This window comes from Aquabacterium sp. (genome assembly GCF_016234775.1).
In the GTDB taxonomy this organism is placed as follows: Bacteria; Pseudomonadota; Gammaproteobacteria; order Burkholderiales; family Burkholderiaceae_C; genus Aquabacterium.
Map to the genome: position 1 here is coordinate 1 of NZ_JACRAH010000042.1, position 20,386 is coordinate 20,386.

Genomic DNA, 20,386 nt, shown 5'->3' on the forward strand with positions numbered 1-20,386 from the left:
CAACGCTTACTTGAGCAGGCTCGTTACTTCGTGCTCCCTCCTCGTCGCACCGATCGCAGCTTCCCCCGCGAGGTCAAACGCTCCGCCCGCGGTAAGTACCCATCAAAAAAAACGCCAGTCAGGCTTAACTGACTGGCATTGGCCTTCGGGCCCTTTTGTTATTGGGTGTTGGTGTGTGGTGGCTTCCGACTGGTCAGAGTCTTTCGCGCTCGAAGGTCGGGGCGGCTGCTTCCATCACCACCGGCCACTAGAAGGACAGCGGCGCGTATGATCGCAGCACCTCCGAAACCTGCCACTCAACAACTGGCTACCGCGATCAATCCTGAATGACCGGTCCAGCTTTAGGTGGCCGGGCTGAACCGACCCTAAGCGGGACTTGGCTCATACGCGCGAATGCAGTCCGCCGGCATTCGGGCCGATTCACATCTGCAACGGAATCACAGATGATGAAGCCGACTTCTCGTATGCTCAGTTGTGGGTTGCCATACAGCATTGGCAGTCCTCTTCTCAACGCATCGAGAAGCAGGGCAAGGCCGCCTTGGTGGCAGGAGACGTATTAAGTTGTATTGCCCTGACTTGATGCACTATCGCTGGGCTAGCAGGCACACGTCACCCCCCGTTAACGTAGGTGTTAGGCCGCTCAGGATCGAAAATGGATGTTGCCGCTGTCAAAGAGCACTGCTGCCGGTATCCCGGCGCTTCTTCAAAGTTGTATGGACCACCCAGCAACGTGCTGGTCTACTACGCTGGCGGCAAGAAATTTGCCTATTTCAAGACCAGCGAGCCGGAGCAGTGGCGTTTTAGCGTCCGAACAACTCCGGAATACTTCTTGGCGCTCACTGACGTACCTGGCATCAAGCCAGCACGCTACATGGCCAGATTTCACTGGGTCACAATTGTGGACGTTGGCGCTGTACCTACCGACTATCTGATAGACCTGATTGATTGGTCGTACACCAAGGCGGTCGCTCGCTCTAGTAAGGCGTCCCGGCGCCATGAGTGACCACTCTTGGTCGGGAGCCGCGAGCACGCGGGAGTGCCGGGAAGATGACCTTCACTGTCTGGTATCGCGCCAACGGAAGTCAGCTGTCGGCGCCTTCTTCGAACTGGCACTTCCGGCCACTTGCTGTCTTTCGTGTTCGAGCTGCGTGTGGGCCACGGACGCCGGGTGGACAACTCCGCTCGTGTCCCCCAGGGCGGACTGCGTCCACCCCTCCTCCTTTACCTCGCTGCGTTGTCCACCCGACGTCAGCGGCTTGAGACATGGGTGGCGTGCGACCGTTTAACAGCCCCACCGGCCTGATCGCGCACCAATGCGCTATGGAGTAGCGCCCGCGACTAACCGGCATGACCGACTGCTCTGGGTCGATCGCTGGCGCTCTCGAATGGCCGCTGCGCGGCTTCCAACGCCGAGACCAAGCTGCGGCGCGACCATACAGGGTTGATCGGCCGCTCCCGCTGCAAAGCCGACAGCCGGATAGGCGGCATTTGGCTGCCAACGGTGATTTTCTCGTTTCGGGGGGGGCTTTTTGTCTCGGCTCATACCGTCCCGGCATGCCTTTATCCGGGCCATTCGACGGCCGCATCCTTTATCGCCAGTCGTGATCTGGCACGGGCGGTGCAGCGATGGTTGTGTTGCGGGATGGTGAGGCTTGGCGGCGCACTCTGCGGGGTGCTGTGGTGCGCTCCAGCATGCTCCCAAAGCCAATCAACATCATGCCCGCCATGAATCCAGACAAGTGGGCCAGGTGGTTGACACCGGGCGCGTTGCGGCGCAGTGCGGCCACGTCCATGAAAAGATAACCCAGCACAAACAGCAACGCCGGTACACCGACCATGCGCATCTTCCAAAGAAACCAGATGAAGCAATCCACCTTCTCGAAGGGAAAGCGAGCAAGGAACAGACCCATGAATCCCCACACCACGCCCGACAGCCCCAGCGTTGGCAAGTAGACCTTGGTCAGCAAGGCAAAGCTCAAGTGGGTGATGACCGCAAACAGTAGAAAGAGCGCGATGTAGCCTTTGGCGGTGATCTCTCTTTCGATCGTGCTGGCAAAGCAAAAGAAAAAAAACAGATTGCCAATGAGGTGTGACCAACTGGCATGCAGAAAGGCGGCCGTGATCATGTGCCCCACATTCATGGTGTGGGGGGCAAAGGCGTAGGCCAGCTTCGTGGCTTCCTTGGTAACCAGCACATGCACGACGATGCAGGTCACGCAAACCAGGAGCGTCAAGAAAGGCACGCGCTTTTGTGTTTCACGTTGCGTGCCAAGTGGAAGGATGAGCATGGGGTACCTCAGCCGAGCCAGGCGGGGCGGCACGCGCATTGATCAGTGCGCCAGGCTCTTGCGTTTTCTTGCAAGGCCGTCTTGGTGAAGTTTGGCTTGAGTTGCATGCGATTCTCCCAGCCCTCTTCGGGGCTCACGGTTTGCTGAGTTGTCGAATCCGGCGATAGTTTGGCATGGCAAATCTGTCTACGCCCTGAACCTGTGGCCATCAGGAGCGATGGAAAGACGGACTCATTGGCCAGCGCCCTGGATGCATCGGCATCAGAAGTGCTTGCCTCTAAGCGGCTTGAGCAAATCGCGAAGACCGTTGTGGTCAATTTCCTGCATCAGCGCCAGCAATCGTCCTATCTCGCCGCGAGGAAATCCTTCTCTGGCAAACCAGTTCAGGTAGTTGCCAGGCAAGTCGGCCAGCAAAGTACCCTTGTGTTTGCCAAAGGGCATGGGCATCGAAACGAGTTGCTCAAGGTCGCCGGGGTTCATCTCTTGGTCTTTGAAGTGGATGTGTCAGACCTTCGTCATGCTGGTCTTGAGCCATTCACGCAAAGTCTTGCGGCCAGCAGAGTTGGTTGATCGCCAGGCCTGCAAGGCCAAGGCCAGGAATTGCTGCTCTGCAGGCGTCAATCCGGCACTCTCTCGCTCCTCATCCAGCCAGCCCGATGGCTTGCCGCAGTGCTGCTCGATCTGCCTGGCCATCTTGTCCCCAATAGGGCGTGACGACTTGATCTGACTCCACATGCTGGGCGAGATCTCCAGCTTCTGGGCAAACGATTGTTCCAGCCCTTTGGGCGGTATGCCCGAGGCGAGCGCCTCTTCTGCGAAGCTTTGAAATAGCGCCAGCGCGTTACGCCGGCGTGTCACGGTGATGTTGTTCAAGATGGTTCGTGTGCTCAATGCCACGAATGGCAACAGCAACATTGTCGCAGGGTGTTGACAGTGAAGTAAAGACTCTTTACTATTTCGTCCATTGTCAAGTTTCGAGATGAAGCTTGGCCAGGTCAAACCAATCAACCAACGCAGATTTTCAAAGGACACATCGTGATAGTCAGCCTGAACACCACCAACCGCCTGCCCCTCATGGGTCAGGGCGCGTTCGTGCCGTTCGTGCGTCTGGCAGCCACGATGTTGCCTGGCGGCCGCCCGTGCTTGATCGCGCTCCAGTTTGAACCATCCCATGCCAAGCGGGATGGGTACATCCATGAACAAGAGGATCAGGTGCAACCGGGTGAGGGAGTCGTTGACGCGTAAAGCGCACGCCCCCTCCTAGCTCTCTCAAGCAGAGGCCCGGATTCCAAAAGGATCCGGGCCTTTTTTTTTCCGATCACTTTGCGGATGGTTTGCCATTCGCTCCACTTCGGGTGTGTCCTTGCACTCCGAGCCACATGCAAAAGCGCGAGTGCAGATGCAGGTGTCGGTGGCAAGGGATGTGTGTGGGCCGGGCCTGGATCCACATGCAGCGAGACATCGACTCTGGACAGCTGTCCGTGAGTGCTCGCGCTTGGGCACAGCCGAAGTGGAAACAAGGCTTCGTTAACTCAGTGGCCAGAGTGCCGGCCTGTCTAGCCGGAAGCCTCGGGTTCGACTCCCGCACGAAGCGCCAAACCTATTTCACTTGCCGCGGTAGCTCAGTTGGTAGAGCGCCGGCTTGAAGAGCCGGGCGTCGAGAGTTCGAACCCCTCCTGCGGCACCAATCAGTTCCAACAAATTTGCCTCCTTAGCTCAGTGGATTCAGAGCACTGGTTTACGAAACCAGGGTTCGCACGTTCAAGTCGTGCAGGAGGTGCCAGTTAACCAGAACTCGGTGTAGCGCAGCTGGTAGCGCGGGTGCTTTGGGAGCATCAGGTCGGCGGTTCGATCCCGTCCACCGAGACCAATTCAACGCTCAGTGCGCTTGGGTGTGGCCGTAGCTCAATGGCAGAGCCTCGGTTTGTGATGCCGATGGTGCCGGTTCGACTCCGGCCGGTCACCCCCAAGCGCATTGGGCAATCCATATCGCTGTCATCGCACTGTCTCGTTCGTCTAGCTGGCCTAGGACACCGGACCTTCAATTCGGCAACACGGGTTCGATTCCCGTACGAGACGCCATTCATTCGCAAGGGAGCTTGTCATGAGAACACCCAAACGGGGCACCTCCAAACCGAGGAACCCACTTGTCGTCCCTGCCATGCAACGCAAGGCAGGCCCCCATCAACCCAACAACAAGCAAGAGCGGCAGCGCCTCAAGCGTGAGCTGCGCCGATCCAACGACAACATGCACTGATACCTGCCCAAGAAAGGAGGGCGTCCCATGTCACCGAGTACCTCAACGCATGTCCTGCAACTGGACATCCAAGGCACGCCACAAGCCTGGATCACGGTCGAGCAAGCCGCGATCCATCTGGCCCGTGACTCGGTGGCATGGGTCGATGGTGCTGGACCGCTGCGTCGTCTGCTTGGTGGCTTCAACGCCCGAAAAGGCCGACAGTCCGTGATGGAGGTCTTCCCCATCATGGCGCTCAACGGCGCGTCGCGCATCAACCTGTTTGATGTCGCACCGTCGCTGAGCAGGCTCAAGCTCTTTCGGCGTGACCGGTGCATCTGTGCCTACTGTGGAGACCGCTTCGCAGAGAGCGTTCTGCAATGTGAGCACATCGTGCCGGCTTCACGTGGCGGTGCCATGTCGTGGATGAATCTGGTGACGGCTTGCCCCGGCTGCAATGCAACGAAGGCCAACCGCACGCCAGAGGAAGCCCGCATGCCCTTGCTGTATCTGCCCTATGTGCCCAGTCGATTCGAAGACTTCCTGCTGCAAGGCAGGCACATCCGGGCCGACGTACACGAATGGCTGGCTTCGCGCCTGCCTAAAGGATCGCGTTTGAACTGAGAGGTTCAAGCGCCAACGAGTCTGCCGTGAAAGGCAGGCGCTCACAGGTCAGGGGTTTGGGTGAAAGCCCGCCCCGCCGGTGCGCTGTGGCCAGGTTCAAGCCTGTTGTCACGGTGCATGCCGCGTCTGTTGGAAACGGTTGATTGGGCTGTCTGTGGTCAGCACCGGCAACGGTGATGGGTTCAATTCCCAAGCAGCCACCCATTGGTTAGCTCAGTCGGGTAGAGCAACGCACTTGTAATGCGTCTGTCACGGGTTCGATTCCCGTACCAACAACCTTACCAAGGTTGATCAAACCGGTCGAAAGACCTCCGCCGAACGCAGATGGCTTGCCATCTGTCAGCGCTGGCGGCTTGTGCAAGGAAAACGCGTGGCTCGCGCAGGTGGCCAAGTGGTGTGTCGATCAGGGAGGACGGCACGCCACGAATCCACCAGGCCTGAGCCAAGGCCATCCCTGCCCGCAGCCAACGCTGTAACGGCATCCTCATACAAACAAAGGAGAAACCCATGTTGGGATTCAAACGTTTCACTGTCAAAAAGAACGAGCGTGGCCTCTTGCTGCGCAATGGCGACTTCGAGCGCGTGCTGCAGCCTGGCCGTCACTGGCTGGCCACGGCACTGAGCGACGTACGTGTCGAGACCTTCTCGCTGGAACAGTCCGCCTTTGCGCACGGCCTGGCTGACTACCTGATGGCCAAGGAGCCTGATGTGGTGGAGGCTGAGTTCGTGCGTGTTGACCTCAAGGAAACCGAGGTGGGCCTGCGCTACGAAAACGGCGTGCTGGTCGAGTTGCTGGCGCCCACCACGCGCCGCCTGTACTGGAAGGGCCTGCACGAGGTGAAGGTCGATGTGCTGGACATCAGCGATCAGGCCGAGCTGCCTGCCGAACTGGTGGCGCGCTTGACGCAAACGCAGATGCGCCAACGCCCCTTGCTTGGTGTGACCGGCGTGTTGACCGTGCAGGTGCCCGAGCATGGCGTGGGTGTGCTGCAGATCGACGGCAAGGTGGACTCACTCCTGAAGCCCGGCTCGTACGGCTTTTGGAAGTTCAACCGCAATGTGTCGGTCGAGCTGGTGGACTTGCGCCTGCAGGTGGTGGACGTGTCCGGCCAGGACATCCTCACCAAGGACAAGGTCGGCCTGCGCTTGAACCTGTCGGCATCGTGGCGCTACACCGATGTGCTCAAGGCTTACACGCAGCTGCAAAAGCCTGCGGAACACCTGTACCGTGAGCTGCAGCTTGGCTTGCGCTCGGCCGTGGGTACGCGAACGCTCGATGAGTTGCTGGAGAACAAGACCGTGATCGACGAGGTCGTGATGGCACATGTGAAGTCACGTCTGGTGGCCTACGGCATCGAGCTGGAAACGGCCGGTGTGAAAGACATCGTGCTGCCCGGTGAGATGAAGACCATCCTGGCGCAGGTGGTTGAAGCCGAAAAGGCTGCTCAAGCCAACGTGATCCGTCGTCGTGAGGAAACCGCAGCCACGCGTTCCCTGCTCAACACGGCCAAGGTGATGGAGGGCAACCCTGTCGCCTTGCGCATGAAAGAGCTGGAAACGCTGGAGCGTGTGGCCGAGCGCATCGACAAGATCTCCGTGTTCGGAGGTCTGGATCAAGTCCTCAACGGTCTTGTGAAACTCAAGGCCTAGTGCAACGATCGGAGGCGGCCATGCTGCCTCCATCTATTGAAGAATGAGAACAATCATGGAAACGAATTACATCGAAGAAGACACGCCTGGTGGCGTGCCGGTGAAGATGTGGACGCGAGGTGTGCCTGTGGAAGACGAAGCCCGTCGCCAGCTCACCAATGCGGCCCGTCTGCCCGTCGTGTTCAAACACATTGCGGCCATGCCGGATGTGCACTTTGGTATCGGGGCGACCGTGGGTTCGGTCATCCCGACCATCAAGGCCATTATCCCGGCCGCCGTGGGTGTGGACATCGGCTGCGGCATGATGGCCTGCAAGACCACGCTGACCGCCGAAGACCTACCCGACAACCTGGGCCCGCTGCGTGCCGCCATCGAGCGTGCCGTACCGCATGGCCGCGCGCCAGGCAATCGTGATCCGGGTGCATGGCAGAAGGTGCCGGGCTCGGTCGATACAGCGTGGGCGCAGCTCGAACCCGAGTTCACCGAGCTGTGCCGCGACTACCCCAAGATTGCCAAGACCAACAACCGCAACCACCTGGGTACGCTCGGCACCGGCAACCACTTCATCGAAGTCTGCCTGGACGAGCAAGGTGCCGTGTGGTTCATGCTTCACTCAGGTTCACGTGGTGTGGGCAACTTCATTGGCACCATGTTCATCGAACTGGCCAAGCAGGACGCCATCCGAAACAACGCCAACCTGCCTGACCGCGATCTGGCCTACTTCGAAGAAGGCAGTCGCTACTTTGGTGACTATGTGCGTGGCGTGGGCTGGGCACAGAAATTCGCCGCCATCAACCGCGAAGTGATGATGCGCCGCGTGATCGAGGCCGCCAAGACCGTGATTCGCAAGAACTTCCAAAGCCACATTGAAGCTGTGAACTGTCACCATAACTACGTGCAGCGCGAGCATCACTTTGGCGAGGACGTGTTCGTGACCCGCAAGGGCGCGGTGAGCGCCAAGGCGGGCCAGCTGGGCATCATCCCCGGCAGCATGGGCGCGCGAAGCTACATCGTTCGTGGCAAGGGCAACCCGGAGAGCTTCGACAGTTGCTCGCATGGTGCTGGTCGTGTCATGAGCCGTGGCGAGGCCAAGCGCCGCTTCACGCTGGCCGATCACCGTGCGGCCACCGAGGGCGTGGAGTGCCGCAAGGACAAGGACGTGATCGATGAGACGCCAGCCGCGTACAAGGACATTGACGCGGTGATGGAGGCTCAGCGCGACCTGGTTGATGTGGTGCACACGCTCAAACAGGTGGTGTGCGTCAAGGGATGACAAGATGAATGACTTCCCTCATCAAGCAAGTCCTAGCTATCTACCGAGCAAGGGCTGTCATGACAGTGACATGGCATCATTGCCCATCTCGGTAAGACGACTGGGTGCATGGCCTACGCACCCCTTACTTGAACAAAAAGGGAGCACTCCGTCGTGCAGACAGAACAGCAAATAACCTCAAACGCCATGGCAGGTTTTTGGCGCCGCCTGGGCGCCTTCTTTCTGGATGGCGTCGTCCTTGGTGCCGTCGGCTGGGCGGCGGGCCTGGTTCTCGCGGATCAGTTCGTGCAGCTTGGCTTGTGGGGGCGCTTGTTGGGCTTCTGCGTTGCCTGGCCCTATTTCGGCTTGCTCAACAGCAGCCTCAGTGGTGGCCAGACGCTTGGCAAGCGGGCTCTGGGCATCAAAGTGGTCAGCCAGCAGGGCGGCTTTTTGTCCGTGCAGCAGGCTTTGGTGCGTTTCCTGCCGCTGGGTGCAGCCTGGTTTCTCAATGGCGCGCCATGGTCAGAGGCTGTGCTCCTGTCGTTCTGGTCGTATGTGCTGTCGGTGGCGGTCTTTGGTGTGGGGCTGAGCGTGGCCTATCTGTTCGTGTTCAACAGGGCCACACGGCAGTCGCTGCATGACTTGATGGTGGGCTCTTTGGTTGTGCGTGCCGTTGGCAGCCAGGAGGAGTCTGTCAAGGCGCAACCCACTTGGCCTGTTCATTTGGCCGTCTGTGGTGTGCTGATGGTGGGCAGTGCCATCCTGCCTTACTTCGGCCAGAGGGCTGCCGGCAATGCCACCTTCTCGCCTTTGCTGAGCATCTACAAAGCAGTGAACGCCACGAGTTGGGTCAGCCATGCCCAGGTCAACCAAGGCCAGTCCTTCATAGTGACTGCTGATAAGGGCAAGGTCAGCAGCACCTATTTGAGCATCGTGGCCTACACCAAGGATGCCGACATCAATAGCACCACGCGTGCCGGTCAACTCGCCAAGCTGGCCTTGTCGGCAGACCCGGCCGCACGCCAGCTCGATACCATCCAGGTGGTGCTGGTCTATGGGTATGACATCGGCATTGCTGCGTCATGGCAGTCGCGCAATCAGTCGCATACACCGGCTGAATGGCTGGCGCAATAAGCGGCATGTGTGGCCTCGCCCCAAACTAAATAGGGGCTCAGCGCAGCGTACCCACTGCCCCTGAGCCCCTGAATAGGCCCCGCTTACTTTCCTGGCCCCTCATTCGGCAAGGGCGCCCCCGTGTACTGATTGAACCGCTGCGCAGACACTGCTGGCTTGGCCTCCACGGCTGCCGCCTTCGGTGTCGGGTGCGTTGCAGCCCACCACTTGGGCAGGGACTTGAACGAGAACACCTCGTCGAAGTCCATCGCCACGGAGCCCTTGTCCATCGGCTGGGTGCCCAGGCGGTTGGTGAACCACTTCATCCAGGCTGCCGAGGCAGGCGCTGGCGAGCAGATGTTCTGGCCATTGGGGTTGGGCTTGCCATCATCGCCGCACAACTGGAATCCCGGAGGCGCGGCTTGTGAGAAAGAAGGCAGCAGGAAGGAGTCCATGCGGTGCTTGGCCACATTCCATTGCGCGGTGCTGTGGCAGCTCATGCACGATGAGTTCGGTGCATTCTGGATGACCTTGCCGTTGACCGCGATGTTGTTGCGCGCACCATCGTTCGGGCCTGAGAGGCGCCCCATCCAGCCCAAGGTCTGGGTAGCGTATTTGGGCGCCTTCTGGTTGATCCAGTTCTCGATCAGAGGCTGGCCGGGCTTGGTCGCTTGCGGGTCATTGCCCCACTGTGCACCCAGGGGGATCATCTTGTCCCATGTGTCGCCGGGCACTGAGCTGTCATAGACCAGGGTCATGAAAACCCAACCCGTTTTGGGCGATGACTTCGTGTCCTTCACGATGATGTCGAACTGGGCCACATAGCTTGGCCAGACCTGCGGCGTGGCCAGTGAGGCGCCTGTGGGGTCGATGTAGAGCTGCCAGGGCTGTGCGCCTTTCATGGCGTCCCACCAGTCCGTAGGCTGCTTGGGGTCTGCCGAGGCAAACACGGCCGCCTTCACGATCACGGAACCCTCAGCGAACTGCGCGTTGGCGGTCTTGATGGCCGGCTCCATCGCACTGGTGCCCCATAGCTTGTAGAGCGAGTAGGCGGCGCGTGCATCGTAGTAGGTCAGCACATGCGTGGTGAAGTTGGCACGCAAGCCTGTGCCGGGGAAGATGCCTGGGCCGAATTCACCAGCGGCATAGGTGCCACGGATCGCTTCGCGGATGCTGCCCAACCACGGCTCGTTGTACCAGCCCGCCTTGCTGGCGTCCCACGCGTCGTAGTTCGTGATCAGCGTTTTGGCGTTCGGGGCCACATAGTCACGCAAGGCGTTGGCGTAGGCCTGTGCGTTGCGGGTGTTGATCTGCTGCCCTTTGATCGCCACTTGCCAGGGAGGGTTCTTCAAAGGTGGCAAGGCTTTTTGCGGCCATGTGCCGTTGAGCTTGAACAAGGGGCCTGAGTAGCTGCTCTTGGGCGGGAGCTGGCCGTTGTTGTCAGCAAAAGGCGAAGGTGAGGTGCTGCCGTCGCTGGTCTCTGCCAGCATCGCTGGCCGGTGGGTGGTCTGGGCGTAGGCGCAACAGGCTGTCAACACAGCCAGGCCGAACGCGGACGTGCCTCGCAATGCATGCGTGAAAGTCATGGGCTTGCTTCCTGATTGAAAGTTGGAGAGAAGAGACGTCAAGCAGATGGCTTCGCCTGCAGCGGGTGACGACTGCATGACGACCATCCGGGTACAGCGGGTACAACGACGAGACGGCAACGTTGAGCGCGCAGGTGCTGCCATGGGCATGGCGCGCGTCAACTCTCCCTGACTTCTTTCAGGCCCTCTGGAGGGGCCTTGCTTTCATCCATGCTGATTGCCTGCATGGCGAAAGCTGACCGACTATAGCGGCGAGCTGGTGTTGCAATACTTAAGTCATCCTGAAGAAGGTCTGATGCTCAGGATGCAGCTTCACCTTGCGTTCCCGATACGGTCTGATAGTGCAAGACCGTTGGGAACGGATCGTAGAAGTGGTGCAGCAGCTTGCGCCATTCCTGATACTGCGCCGACTGGCGAAAGCCAATCTCGTGGTCTGCCACCGTTCGCCATTTCACCAGCAGCATGTAGTGGTGATCTTGCTCGATGCACTTTTGAAGCTCATGGCCGAGGTAACCGGGCATTGACGCGATGATGTCTTGGGCGATGCTGAATGCCGCTTCGAACTCAGAGGCCATGCCTGGTCGGACCTGTAGTTGAGCGATTTCAAGAATCATGTGGCTGGGTTACCCATGGATGACCAGATCCAGCCCTGTTCTCATGAAGTCATGGCTGCTCAGATACTGCTCGAAGGTCTGGTCCAGATGTGTGCCCGATGTTGGATCCATGATCTTGCTGCCTCTGGAGCCGAAATGAGTCTGCACCACGTAATGCGCCGTCACGTTCGTCTTGCTGCGGGGTACAACGAAGCGCAAGATGGCGTGGTTGGTGGTGAACGTTGAGTTGTGATAGTACAAAAAGTGATCCAACCCAGGTTCGAGCAGGTGCAGCCACCCCTTGTACTTGGGAATCCGTGGCCCAGGCAGGCGGTAGACGCGTGCGTTGTTGACGACAGCCTGGCATCGGTGCTCGATGTACTTGCCGATCTTGTAGGGTGAACTGCCGAAGATCGGCAAGGGACCAGCGGAACTGGTCTTGCTCATCACGTTGTTGACGTTGTGCGTGGACTTTTCAACCCCGAGCATTTTCAGGATGAAGAGGCAGGACGCGGCGCCGCATGAGAACGGCGTTGTTTGTTGTACGCCCCAGGATAAATCTTGCAAGGCCATGGTGTCCTCCAGATTGGAGTTGGCAAGTCTAGCAGTGAGGAGCTGACGGGCCACGGTGGACATGGCCCGGCGCCTGATGGCGCTGGACGATGCGGCTCAAGAAGGCAGGAAGTCCACCGGCCAGGTCACGACCATCTGATCGACCTCTTTGGCGCCAAAGTCGAACTGACGGATGCGCGCCATCAGCTTGGCTTCCAGCTCCGGCGCGTGCAGCTCACTGGACACCACGCGGCAGGCCATCACCTCGCCCGTGGGTGCGATCTTGAGCTCCACCACGACCTTGCCTTGCAGCGACGGGTCTTCGCGCAGTGCCCGGTTGTAGATGGCATAGATGGCGCCCTTGTTGCGCTCGAAAACCAGCTTGATGTCTTCGATCGAGCGTGATGCCTTGCCGCTGTTGCCGCGTTTGAGCGTGCCGCCAGTTGCATTGCCGTTGCCGACGCCACCAGCGCCCACTTCCGACCCGTGGCCACGTGTGCCACCGCCGCCTGCGCCACCCCCTCCACCGCCGCCCGCCGCCCCTTCAACCAGGGTGGTGGCGCGGCCAGCCAGCCCACCGCCGCCTGTGTTGCGGCTGTAGCCACTGGTGTTGATGCCACCGCTGCCACCCGTGGCATTCGAGGTGATCAGCGCGCGCGTGGGGACACCTGGCTGGTTGCCTGCCCCGACACCTGGCCCCGAGCCGCTGCCCACGCCCGCACCTTGCTTGATGCTGGTGTTGAGTTGCACTGCAACGGGCGCGCCACGCACCTGGGCGATCTCGTCCTTCGCGGCCAGCAGGCCCATGCCGGCCACCTTGCGGCGCGCGGCTTCGACTTCGCCGGCTGGCTTGTTGTCAACGGGTGCACGCGCTTCGGGTACGGGGGCTGCCTTGGGTTCGTCCTTGATGCGCGCAGCCTGCTTGCGAGGTGCAGCCTTCACCGGCACAGGTTGGCTTTCCTGAACGGGTGCGGCCTTGGCTTCCGCCTCAGGCTGCACCACAGGCTTGACGGGTAGGGGCGGTGCCGTGTGTTCGAGCAGCAGCTTGGCCATGGGTGCAGGCAAGGCCGGCGCCTGCGTGTGATCAGGCTCAGGCGTGGGTGACAGCAGCACGATCAGGCACAAGATCACCGTGATGATCAGCACGGTGCTGGTGACGCGCTTGAACAGGCGCTCGTCATCGGCCGAGTCGGCCCAGGCCAGCACCGGGGTGCGGAAAGACACCAATGCGGCGGCGCTCACGATGCGCTCCTTTGGCGTACGGCAAAGGACACGTCCGCATAGTTGGCGCTGGCGCTGGTGGCCATGATCTTGCGCAGCAGGCGGTAGGGGATGTCCTTGTCACCCATGATGGTCAGGCGCCGTGCTGGCGCGTTGTTCTCCTGGCGGATCACTTCGCGGCTGGCGAGCGCTTCCAGCTCGGCCTTCAGGGGCGCGATCAGGTCTTCCCTGGCGTCGATCACATCGGCCACGGCGGCCACCTTGCGGCCGTCCACCACGATGTCGGTGGCGTTGACCACGATCACCACGGTTTCATGCGGTGCCGTCTGCGCTTCGGACATCGGCAGCTTCACCGACTTGGGGCTGACCAGCGTCTCCACGCCGCCCGCGCTGGACAGCAGGAAGAAGATGAGGATGGTGAACACGTCAATCAGGGACACGAGGTTCATGTCCACCGCATTGCCGTGCCGTGCGCGCCGCTCCGCGCGCCTTTGTCTGGGGGTGAGTGACATGGCCCCTCTCTATCGTGTGGCGACCGGTGCGTCACCGATCGAGATGTTGGGGAAGAGTTCGCCGCGCACGATCTGGTTGCCTTGCACCACATGCCCTGCGCGCACGGCGTCCATCACCTGCACCAGGGTGTCGTAAGGCGTATTGGCTTGCGCCAACACGGTGGCATCCAGCTTCTCGGGGAACTTGTTCTTGATCTGCTGCACCAGTCTGGACAAGGCCGCCACATCCGGCACGGCATCCTTGTTGGGGATGCGCTCGATGAGGCCACCCACACGGTCCCCCACCTCCAGCGCCTCGGGCTGGATCACGATTTCGAGTTGCAGCTCGTTGACCTTGAGTTGCGCCACGCCCGAGCTTTGGGCAGGCAGGCTCAGGTCGATGACGGCCAGGCGCGAGAACACCGCTGTGGACAGCAGGAAGGGCACCAGCACCACGATCAGGTTGATGAAGGCGGTGATTTCCAGGTGCGCCGCGGTCTGGCGCCTCCTTCTGGATCGGCCGGCCATCTCAGCGCCCCGAGGCTTGCTGCTGTTCGGCGCGGATGCGCGTCACCACGTTGAGGAAGCTCATCTTGGCGGCCTCCAGGCCATCGATGATCTCGTTGGTCTTGGATTGCAGGAAGGCGTGGATCAGCAGGAAGGGGATGGCCACCATCAGCGCGAAGGCCGTGTTGTTCATGGCGATCGAGATACTGGCCGACAGCATCTCGGACTTCTCTGCCGGGTTCACCTGGGCCACGGCCGTGAAGCCCTTGATCAGGCCGATGATGGTGCCCAGCAGGCCCACCAGCGTGATCACGTTGGCAAAGGTGGCGATGTAGTGCGTGCGCTTTTCCAGGCGGGGCACGATTTCCATCATGCCTTCTTCCATGGCGGCATCGAAGTCTTCGCGGCGACCGGGGCTTTGCATGCGCTCCAGCCCGTGGTGAACGATGTTGCCAACGGCTGCATCGGAATTGGCGGTCAGCGACAGCACTTCCTTGAACTGCCCCTTTTGCAGCAGGGGCAGCACCTGAGCCCACACCTTGCTGTTGTCACGGCGCGCGCGCGACAGGTAGATGAAGCGTTCAACGGCTATGGCCACGCCCAGGGCCATGATCAGCACGCTGGGGTAAATGAACAGGCCGCAATCCTGGAAAAACTTGACGGCGGTTTCGAAGGCATTCATGGCTCGGATCTCCAATGACAGATGGGGCAGGTGTGGGGCAGGCAGGGCTTGAGCAGCAAAGGCGGGGTGCAGCGCGTGATGCCACGTCAGGGTGGCGTGGCAGGCGCTGCGCCCTCGGCGGCCTTGGCTTGTTGTTGCGCGAGTTGCCGCGCTTGTTGTTGAGACTGGTATTGCAACTGGCGACGGAACACGTCGCGGTCGATCGGCGCCAGGGCTTCATCGACGACGCTGACGAGCGGGCGCCCGCTCAGGTCACCCGGCACCGGCTTCTTCCAGGGCACGATGTAGAGCACCTTGGGCAGCTCGCGGTTGCCCAGAATCGTGGTGGGGTCGATGACGGCACGGTCTTGCGCGATCGCAGGGGCACTGGCCAGGGCGATGCACGTGGCGATGCACGTGGCGGTACACACTGCGGTACATGCGGCGAACACATGGAAGGGACGCTTCATGAGGCCTCCTTGGGCTTGCGCTTCTTGATCTCTGCGACCCACTTGGCCACGGTGGCATCGCCAGCGGGGGTGAGCGTCAGGTAGCGTTCGTACAGCGTGAGGGCGCGCGCCGTGTCACCCAGGTACAGGTCGGACAGGATGCCCAGATTGAGGACCGCTGGCGCGTAGCTGGCATCTTGCGCGATGGCCTGTTCATAGGCTGCACGGGCCTTGTCGAATTGGCCCAGCTGGCGGTAGGTGGCGCCCAGCTGGTTGAAGCGTGCGGGTTGCTTGGGTTTTTGCTGCACGGCTTGTTCCAGGGCGGTGGCGGCGTCGTTCAGCTTGGCTCGTGGGGCCGTGGTTGAGGTATCGACACCTTCGCCGCGTTCGCGCTTGCCATAGCGCACAGGCAGCATCTCGCGCAGGGCGTCGAAGCTGCGTTGCACCCATTCGTCGTAGATGCCTGTTGCGGCGCGGCGGGCGTTGACTTCATGCAGATCACTGGCCTTTTCTTCAAACGGGAAGGCCTGTTCTTCCAGCATCACGTTGTATTGCTCCAGCTCCACGGCTGACAGCTTTTTGGGACGCTGGGACGCCAGCATGGCCTTGCCGAAGTCGCGGTACAGGGACGCGATGTGATAAGTGGCCGCCGTGCTCACATCGGCCACGCCGGGCTCCGAGGCCAGGGCATAGGCCTTGAGGGCCTCTTCCATCCTGGCCTTCTTCAGCTTGAGCTGCTTTTGCAGGGGCTCGACCAGGGCCACCTCGCGGTAGGCCTTGGCCACGGGCTCGGCCAGCGCCAGTGCGGCTGTGGCGCCCAGATAGCGGGTGCGATCGGTGCGTTCGTTGCCACCGTTGAGATCAGCCAGGTAGATGTCTTTCTGCAGCGCCAGCTCACGCTTGGCGTTGCCGTCCTCCCTGGCCAGTTGAACCAGGCGGGCGCGCGCTTCGATGGCGGGCAACAACGGGGCAGGGCGCATGGCCAGGCTTTGCGCCAGGTGGCGTTCGTAAGCCTTGGCGGCGGCAGCGCGGGCCCCGGCCTTCTCGTGGAACTCGGCGGCCTGCCACAGGGCATCACGAGCCACGGTGGCATCGCTGCTGCCGGCCGATACGCGTTCCAGCTCGCTGGCGGCCTTGGCCCATTGGCCTTGTTCGGTGTAGGCCAGCGCCAGCTTGGGTGCGACCTCGGCTTGCAGCGCGTGTTTGGGATAGCGCTGGCGGAAGTCTTCCAGCGACGCAGCGGCAGCCCCCCAGTCCTCCATGGCGATCAGCGCGGCAGCGGCATCGAACTGGGCGTTGGCGCGGATGGCCGATTGCGGGGCCACGCTGGCCACACGGGTGAAATGGGCCACGGCGTTGCCCCACTGGCCAGCAGCCTTGGCTTGTTCGCCTTGCTTGTATACCGCGGCGGCCTGGCGCTCGATCAGCTCGTTGCGGCCAGCGGCTTGCGCGGGTGTGAGCAGCAAGACCTGCGCATAGGCCTGTTCTGCGGTGTCAAAGGCCTGGCGCTCGAAGGCGGTGTGGGCCAGTATCGTCCAGGCCACGCGCCGTTGTGGCTCGGCAGCGGGCGGCTTCAGATCCAGCACCTGTTGGGCCACTTCGGCGGCCTGGCTGGCATCGTGGAGTGCGTACAGCTTCTCGGCTGCATCACTGAGCACGGGGCCCGTGCGCACATCGGTGGGGAAGGCCTTGGCAAATCGCAAGGCACTGGCCACGCCCTGACCTTGCAAGGCGGGCAGCGCCTGGGCGTCGGCCTTTTTCTGAACTTGCGCGTGGCTCAGCAAGGCCGCATAACCGGCATCGGCGCTTTGCGCATGCACGGGGTAGTCATAAGCGGTCTGTTCGTATTCGGTGATGGCCTCGGCGAAGCGGGCGTCCTCGAACAAGAGTTCAGCCAGCAGGAAGCGCTTGCGGGCAGCCTGCGGGGCATCCGGGAAGGACACGAGCAGTTCGCGGTACCAGCGCACGGCTTCCTGATAGTCCGCAGAGCGCTTGCTGCGTTGGGCCAGGGCGTGATGGTGGCTGGCCAGCTCCGCCAGATGGGTCTGCACCAGCGCTTGTGCCGTGGCCCAGGCTTGCGGGCTGGCCCTGCGGAAGTCGCTCTGGCGGCCGTAGTGCGCCACGAACTGCTTCTTGGCCTCCAGCGCCAGGGTGGCAAAACCGGCGCGTTCGTAGATCTCGATGACGCGCGAGTGTAACCTGGGCGCCTGGGCATCCAGCGGCGCGCGGGTGGCAAACAGGTTGAAGGTGTCAGCCGCGTCCTTGGGGCGATCCTGCTTGAGGTAGAACTCGCCCAGTTGTTCGTAGACGTGGAAGGCGTAGCGTTGGCGGGCATCCTGCGGTGTCTGCGCGGATACGGGCGCGCTGGTGTAGCTGGCGATGCTCTCGGCGCCTTGCAGATTGGTCAGGCACAGGCTGATCACGCGGAAGGTGTCTTCCAGCAACTCACGCTCGGCGCGGCCCAAGCCCTCAACGTTGCTGAGGTTGCCTTCGCCAGGGTTGTGCCCCAGCTTGATGTCCAGCACGCCGAAGAAGGCATGCAGCGCCTCGTCCAGGCGCCCCTGCTTGAAGCGCGACCAGCCCTGCATGTACAGCGCACGGTCTCGGTAGGGGTTGAGGCGGTCTGGCGCCAGCACGGCCGCGTAAGCCTTTTCAGCCTGCGCGTACTGGCGGGCGCTGAACAGCAGTTCACCGCGGCGGAACTGGGACTCGTCGGCATAGGCCGTGTCGGGGTGTGCCTGCACCAGCTGGGTCAGGGTCAGCAGGGCGGTTTCCAGTTGGCCAGCCTGCTCCTGGGCGCGTGCGAGCTGGTACAGCACCAGGTCACGGTTGGGCGCTTGCGGGTGGGCCGCCAGGTGTTCCTGATAGCGGGCGATGGCGGCGCGGTAGTCAGGCTCGCCTGTGGCATGGGGATCGGCGCTGAGCTTGTCGGCGCGGTCCATCTCCAGATCGGCCAGGCGGCGCAAGGCCTCGGCGCCTTGCGGCGAGTTGGGTGCGGCGTCCAGGAACTGGCGATAAGCCTGGATGGCTTGCGCTTCGTTGATGCCTTCCACCGCGTCAGGCTTGACCGTGATCTGCTGCGAGGCCAGTGAGCGCAGGGTGGGTGGCTCCTTGCTGCTGCGCAGGATGCCGCAGGCGCTGAGCAAACAGGCCGATGCCAGCAGAGACAGGCGCCAGGTGGTGTCAAGGCTTGGGCGCATCGGCTGCTCCCTTCTGGTCTTTGCTGCTGCCTGCTTGCGTGCCAGTCAGACCGTCTGATGTGGGCTTGCCACCTTCCGTGGCGCGGTCATACAGCTGCGCCACGGCAAAGCGAGCTTGCACCGTATAGGCGTCCAGGTTCTCTTTCTGGCGCGTGAGTTCGGCCACGGCCATGTCCTGCACGACGGTCTGCTGTTCGGTGCTCAGTGCCGCTACCTTGGGGATCATCACATCGAGCAAGGGAACGAGGGCCTGAATGCGGGCATCGAACTGGTCAAAGCGTTGTGGCTCTTCTCGCATGGCCAGCGCAATGGCGGCGTCGCGGCGTTGGGCTTCAGCCAGGCCTTCATTCATGGCGCGCAGGGCCTTCTGGGCTTCCCACAGCCGCACGGGCTGCTCTTGTGCAAGCTGCCAGTTCAGTACGCCGGCGGCCAGGCGGATGCGTTCGCGGGCCTGCACGATGTCGGGGTCGTCATCAGGTGCCTGGGTGATGGCTTGAACACGGGCCACGCGGTCCAGCAAGGCCTGTTGCCTGACATCGGCGAACACCACGCCGTCCTGGTCGACTTCGCCTTGCGCCACTTGCGCCGAGGCGGCATCGACGCGTTGTTGCAAGGCCGGGATGCTTTGCGCACTGGTGCGTGCGTTGACCTGGGCGAGGCGGTCGGCAAAGGCCTGTCTGCGCGTGGCCAGCATGTCCTTGAAGATGTCGATCTTGTCTCGCCAGCCTTGCAGGTGTTGCGCCAGGTGGTGCAGATCACGCAGGTTCTTGAAGGCTTCCTGAAACGGATGGGTGGCCAGCAGCGAGCTCAGGTGCGCCGGGTGGGGCAGATCGGGCAGGTCGTCCATCTGCCAGCGGTCACCCATATGGCCCTGCGCATTGCGGGTCAGCAGGCTGTCAACCAGTTGACCAGAGCGAATCAGCTCGATGGATTGATTCAGGCTGAGCCGCTCGCGTTCGAAGCTGTCGATGGCCGCGGTGTAGTGCTGCAATGCCTGCCCGCTGGCGCCCAGTTGTGCGTAGGCATAAGGCACGGCAATGCGGGCTTCCAGTGAGGCCGAGTCCTGACCATTTCGCGCAGTGAGCGCCAGCCAGGGCACCAGCGCCGATAAGGGCGCGTGTTGATCCAGTGCAGCCCAGCCATAGGCGAGCAGGGCCTTGTTGCTCTCGGGGCCGTGTAGTGTCACGCGCTCCAGGTATTGCCGCGCCGCAGGCGCCTGTTGCGCCGCGAGGGCGGCGAAGCCCAGGGCCACATTGGCACGGTCGCGCAGGGCGCGTTGCTCGTCGTTGTTGACGGGTTCCTGGCCCAGCGCATCCAGCGTGGCGGTGCCGGTGGCCGTGTCGCCCGCCTTGATTTGCGCCACGCCCAGGTTGAAGCGCGCCACGCGTGCAGCCGGGGTCTTGCCCTTCATGGTTTGCAGGACTTGGGCTGCGCCCTTGTAGTCTGCGCGGGCCATCAGTAGTTGCGCCTGCAGCAGGCTGCGGTCTTCATCAAGGGGGGCTTGCAGCGTCCCCTGGATCTGGCTCAGTGCCTCTTGCGCGAGCGCCAGTTCGCCCACCTGATAGCGAATTTTGGCCAGGTAGAACCAGGCGCGATCGCGCACGGCAGGGCTGGCGCCTCGCTCGATCAGGCGCGTGAAGATCTCGCCGGCGTCACGGTGCAGGCCATAGCTCAGCAGCATGCCGCCGCGCAGCACCTCGGCTTCATCGTCATGAGGCGCGATGCGTTGAAAGTGCTGCGAGGCCATCAGCGTGGTGGTGGCCGTGAAATAGTCTTCCTGAAAGAAATGGAAGACAACATCGCCATAGTGTGGTGCCTGAACCAGGCGCTGTTGCTTCGCTTCCTGGCCAGCGGCATGTGCCAGCAGCGGCCAGCTCAAGCCCAGCATGCCCAGCGTGAGCACGGCCAGGCCGCGCAGGGTCACGGGCGCCATTCGACTCATGCCGGGTGAGGGGCCGGCGGG

At 61.9% G+C, this 20,386-nt stretch carries 20 protein-coding genes and 7 tRNA genes; 14 read left to right on the forward strand and 13 right to left on the reverse strand.

Features of this window, described 5'->3' with window-relative positions; all coding sequences use genetic code 11:
- Nucleotides 1-652 precede the first annotated feature (652 nt).
- Nucleotides 653-1,003, forward strand: coding sequence for an MmcQ/YjbR family DNA-binding protein (locus HY836_RS12200; protein WP_290676430.1), 351 nt, complete (start codon nucleotides 653-655; stop codon nucleotides 1,001-1,003).
- Between the two features lie 586 nt (nucleotides 1,004-1,589).
- Here HY836_RS12200 and HY836_RS12205 read toward each other — a convergent pair.
- The 3 genes from HY836_RS12205 to HY836_RS12215 form a co-directional block, all read right to left on the reverse strand.
- On the reverse strand, nucleotides 1,590-2,288 hold the full coding sequence (locus HY836_RS12205) for a rhomboid family intramembrane serine protease (RefSeq protein WP_290676431.1): 699 nt from the start codon (nucleotides 2,286-2,288) through the stop codon (nucleotides 1,590-1,592).
- A gap of 261 nt (nucleotides 2,289-2,549) precedes the next feature.
- Nucleotides 2,550-2,768 carry a DUF3820 family protein gene (locus HY836_RS12210; protein WP_290676432.1) on the reverse strand — a complete coding sequence of 73 codons (219 nt, stop codon included), beginning with the start codon at nucleotides 2,766-2,768 and terminating at the stop codon, nucleotides 2,550-2,552.
- A 24-nt stretch (nucleotides 2,769-2,792) separates the two neighbouring features.
- Nucleotides 2,793-3,161, reverse strand: coding sequence for a hypothetical protein (locus tag HY836_RS12215; protein ID WP_290676433.1), 369 nt, complete (start codon nucleotides 3,159-3,161; stop codon nucleotides 2,793-2,795).
- 648 nt (nucleotides 3,162-3,809) lie between these two features.
- Between HY836_RS12215 and HY836_RS12220 the strand changes: the two genes are divergently transcribed.
- The 12 genes from HY836_RS12220 to HY836_RS12275 all read left to right on the forward strand — a co-directional run bounded on the left by HY836_RS12220 (nucleotide 3,810) and on the right by HY836_RS12275 (nucleotide 9,184).
- Nucleotides 3,810-3,885 (forward strand) — tRNA-Asp (locus HY836_RS12220).
- 14 nt (nucleotides 3,886-3,899) lie between these two features.
- A tRNA-Phe gene (locus HY836_RS12225) sits at nucleotides 3,900-3,975 on the forward strand.
- 18 nt (nucleotides 3,976-3,993) lie between these two features.
- Nucleotides 3,994-4,071 (forward strand) — tRNA-Arg (locus HY836_RS12230).
- 11 nt (nucleotides 4,072-4,082) lie between these two features.
- Nucleotides 4,083-4,158: transfer RNA gene (locus HY836_RS12235), tRNA-Pro, on the forward strand.
- Between the two features lie 24 nt (nucleotides 4,159-4,182).
- Nucleotides 4,183-4,253, forward strand: a tRNA-His gene (locus HY836_RS12240).
- 40 nt (nucleotides 4,254-4,293) lie between these two features.
- Nucleotides 4,294-4,370, forward strand: a tRNA-Glu gene (locus HY836_RS12245).
- 22 nt (nucleotides 4,371-4,392) lie between these two features.
- Nucleotides 4,393-4,545 (forward strand): hypothetical protein, encoded by a 153-nt coding sequence (locus HY836_RS12250; RefSeq protein WP_290676434.1) that lies wholly within the window; start codon nucleotides 4,393-4,395, stop codon nucleotides 4,543-4,545.
- A 27-nt stretch (nucleotides 4,546-4,572) separates the two neighbouring features.
- Nucleotides 4,573-5,148, forward strand: a complete 576-nt coding sequence (locus tag HY836_RS12255) for an HNH endonuclease (protein ID WP_290676435.1) — start codon at nucleotides 4,573-4,575, stop codon at nucleotides 5,146-5,148.
- Between the two features lie 202 nt (nucleotides 5,149-5,350).
- Nucleotides 5,351-5,424: transfer RNA gene (locus tag HY836_RS12260), tRNA-Thr, on the forward strand.
- Nucleotides 5,425-5,655: 231 nt separating this feature from the next.
- On the forward strand, nucleotides 5,656-6,798 hold the full coding sequence (locus HY836_RS12265) for an SPFH domain-containing protein (protein ID WP_290676436.1): 1,143 nt from the start codon (nucleotides 5,656-5,658) through the stop codon (nucleotides 6,796-6,798).
- A gap of 55 nt (nucleotides 6,799-6,853) precedes the next feature.
- Nucleotides 6,854-8,071, forward strand: coding sequence for an RtcB family protein (locus HY836_RS12270; protein ID WP_290676437.1), 1,218 nt, complete (start codon nucleotides 6,854-6,856; stop codon nucleotides 8,069-8,071).
- Nucleotides 8,072-8,257: 186 nt separating this feature from the next.
- The gene (locus HY836_RS12275) at nucleotides 8,258-9,184 is read left to right on the forward strand and encodes an RDD family protein (RefSeq protein ID WP_290676438.1); all 927 of its coding nucleotides are present in this window, start codon (nucleotides 8,258-8,260) and stop codon (nucleotides 9,182-9,184) included.
- An 83-nt stretch (nucleotides 9,185-9,267) separates the two neighbouring features.
- Here HY836_RS12275 and HY836_RS12280 read toward each other — a convergent pair whose 3' ends face one another.
- A complete protein-coding gene (locus HY836_RS12280) occupies nucleotides 9,268-10,749 on the reverse strand; it encodes a hypothetical protein (protein ID WP_290676439.1) in 1,482 nt (493 codons plus the stop codon).
- A 46-nt stretch (nucleotides 10,750-10,795) separates the two neighbouring features.
- Here HY836_RS12280 and HY836_RS12285 point away from each other — a divergent pair, with 46 nt between their 5' ends.
- Nucleotides 10,796-10,921, forward strand: coding sequence for a hypothetical protein (locus tag HY836_RS12285; RefSeq protein WP_290676440.1), 126 nt, complete (start codon nucleotides 10,796-10,798; stop codon nucleotides 10,919-10,921).
- 127 nt (nucleotides 10,922-11,048) lie between these two features.
- Here HY836_RS12285 and HY836_RS12290 read toward each other — a convergent pair whose 3' ends face one another.
- The 9 genes from HY836_RS12290 to HY836_RS12330 all read right to left on the reverse strand — a co-directional run bounded on the left by HY836_RS12290 (nucleotide 11,049) and on the right by HY836_RS12330 (nucleotide 20,365).
- Complete coding sequence (locus HY836_RS12290) at nucleotides 11,049-11,363, reverse strand: antibiotic biosynthesis monooxygenase (protein WP_290676441.1); 315 nt, start codon at nucleotides 11,361-11,363, stop codon at nucleotides 11,049-11,051.
- Nucleotides 11,364-11,372: 9 nt separating this feature from the next.
- Nucleotides 11,373-11,978, reverse strand: coding sequence for a hypothetical protein (locus tag HY836_RS12295; protein WP_290676442.1), 606 nt, complete (start codon nucleotides 11,976-11,978; stop codon nucleotides 11,373-11,375).
- Between the two features lie 33 nt (nucleotides 11,979-12,011).
- Nucleotides 12,012-13,136, reverse strand: coding sequence for a TonB family protein (locus tag HY836_RS12300; RefSeq protein ID WP_290676443.1), 1,125 nt, complete (start codon nucleotides 13,134-13,136; stop codon nucleotides 12,012-12,014).
- Nucleotides 13,133-13,627 (reverse strand): biopolymer transporter ExbD, encoded by a 495-nt coding sequence (locus HY836_RS12305; RefSeq protein ID WP_290676444.1) that lies wholly within the window; start codon nucleotides 13,625-13,627, stop codon nucleotides 13,133-13,135. The genes HY836_RS12300 and HY836_RS12305 overlap by 4 nt, the downstream gene beginning before the upstream one ends.
- Nucleotides 13,628-13,636: 9 nt before the next feature.
- Nucleotides 13,637-14,134, reverse strand: coding sequence for a biopolymer transporter ExbD (locus HY836_RS12310; protein WP_290676445.1), 498 nt, complete (start codon nucleotides 14,132-14,134; stop codon nucleotides 13,637-13,639).
- A gap of 1 nt (nucleotide 14,135) precedes the next feature.
- Complete coding sequence (locus tag HY836_RS12315; protein ID WP_290676446.1) at nucleotides 14,136-14,795, reverse strand: MotA/TolQ/ExbB proton channel family protein; 660 nt, start codon at nucleotides 14,793-14,795, stop codon at nucleotides 14,136-14,138.
- A gap of 86 nt (nucleotides 14,796-14,881) precedes the next feature.
- On the reverse strand, nucleotides 14,882-15,244 hold the full coding sequence (locus HY836_RS12320) for a hypothetical protein (RefSeq protein ID WP_290676447.1): 363 nt from the start codon (nucleotides 15,242-15,244) through the stop codon (nucleotides 14,882-14,884).
- Nucleotides 15,241-18,423, reverse strand: coding sequence for a tetratricopeptide repeat protein (locus HY836_RS12325; RefSeq protein ID WP_290676448.1), 3,183 nt, complete (start codon nucleotides 18,421-18,423; stop codon nucleotides 15,241-15,243). The genes HY836_RS12320 and HY836_RS12325 overlap by 4 nt, the downstream gene beginning before the upstream one ends.
- Nucleotides 18,407-20,365, reverse strand: coding sequence for a hypothetical protein (locus HY836_RS12330; protein ID WP_290676449.1), 1,959 nt, complete (start codon nucleotides 20,363-20,365; stop codon nucleotides 18,407-18,409). Before HY836_RS12330 ends, HY836_RS12325 begins: the two co-directional genes overlap by 17 nt.
- Nucleotides 20,366-20,386 lie beyond the last annotated feature (21 nt).